This is a genomic window from Streptomyces klenkii (assembly GCF_003626645.1).
GTDB lineage: Bacteria > Actinomycetota > Actinomycetes > Streptomycetales > Streptomycetaceae > Streptomyces > Streptomyces klenkii.
On sequence record NZ_RBAM01000074.1, the window covers coordinates 1 to 1,443 of the forward strand.

General features: G+C 74.4%; 1 protein-coding gene and 1 pseudogene. Both read right to left on the reverse strand.

Going from position 1 to position 1,443, the window contains the following annotated elements:
• Positions 1-57: 57 nt before the first annotated feature.
• Positions 58-1,212 (reverse strand): FxsB family cyclophane-forming radical SAM/SPASM peptide maturase, encoded by a 1,155-nt coding sequence (locus D7231_RS34680; protein ID WP_120760330.1) that lies wholly within the window; start codon positions 1,210-1,212, stop codon positions 58-60.
• A 39-nt stretch (positions 1,213-1,251) separates the two neighbouring features.
• Positions 1,252-1,443, reverse strand: a pseudogene (locus D7231_RS36720) (hypothetical protein); the annotation flags it as partial.

The window sequence follows — 1,443 nt, forward strand, 5'->3', positions numbered from 1 at the left end:
CCAGGGCACGGACCTCCTCCTCGGTGAGGGGGGCGGCGGGGGCCGCCGGCGCGCCGCTCATGGCGTCGCCGCCGCCTCGGGGTCGCGGGCCCGGCGCAGGGCGGCGGCCACGTGGTGGATGAGGCGCTGGAGGTCGGGGCAGTAGACGGACCGGTTGCGGAAGCCGTGGCCCTGGCGGTAGCGGTGGGCGTAGTGGCCGCCGCCGCAGACGTGCAGCACGGGGCAGGCGCGGCAGTCCGCGGCCAGCGCCTCGGCCCCGGCCTGGCGGGCGGCGACGCCGGGGTGGTCCAGGGCCTCGTCGAGGGCGTTGCGGAAGACGTCCAGGCCGGTGAGGGTGGCGCCGGGGTAGGCGGACTTGAGGGAGTCGACCTGCTCGATGCTGCCGTCGGTCTCGATGACCAGGGCGGTGAACGGCTGGAGCCCCAGCGCCTCGGTGCCGGCGGGCAGGCCGAGGAGGAGGGCGATGCACTCCTGGAACAGCCGCACCCGGGTGCGGCGCCGGTCGGCGTGCCACCAGGCGTCGAAGACGGCGCACAGCCAGTCGCCGTAGGGCGTGGCGGAGGAGCCGGGGGTCAGGCCGGGCGGCGGGGAGGTCCAGTTGCCGTGCGGGAGCAGGAAGTCCACGGACGGCGGGCTCAGCGCGAGGAGGGAGCCGTAGACCTCGGCGGGGTCGGTGGCCGGGTCGATGACGCACAGCACGCCGGCCCAGGAGCCGCGGTGGCGCTCCTGGCCCAGCAGCCGGGCGGCGCGCAGCAGGCCGGGCCAGGCGGGGCGCCCGGCGTGGTCCACGCGCAGGCGGTTGTGGGCGGCGGTGCCGCCGTCGAGGCTGAGGCCGACGCGGATGCCGTGCTCGGCGAGGGCGCGCAGGCGTTCCTCGGTGAGCAGCGTGCCGTTGGTCTGGAGGGCGGGGTGCAGCGCGCAGCCCTCGGGCAGCAGCGCGCGGACGCGGCGGACGAACGCCCCCAGCTCGGCCGGGTCGCTGAGCAGCGGCTCGCCGCCGTGCAGGACCAGGGAGACGGCGGGCAGGCGGTGCTGCGCGGCGTGCTCGGCGATGCGGCGGGCCGTTTGCTCCAGCATCGCCGGGGAGGCGGCCCGGGGCTGGCGGCGCCAGCCGTCGTCGGCCGCGAAGTACATGTAGCAGTAGCGGCAGGCCAGGTTGCAGCGGCTGTTGACCTTGACGATGAACTGCCTAAACGGCTCCCTGGCGGCCAATATTTGTCCAGTAAGAGACACAAAAGGTCCTGAAGTGACCTACGACTTGGAGGGTTTGTTGGGCGGGCCGGAATAGAACTGATCGAACTGGGTGAACCCCATGACCGTGCCGAGCTGCGCTCCGCCACCGCCCCCCTCGGGCGGCTCCGTCACCCTTTCGCGTAACTCGGCCAGCACCTCACTGAGCACCGGATGGTCCAGATCGCGCAGCTCGGTGAGGCTGAACCCGAG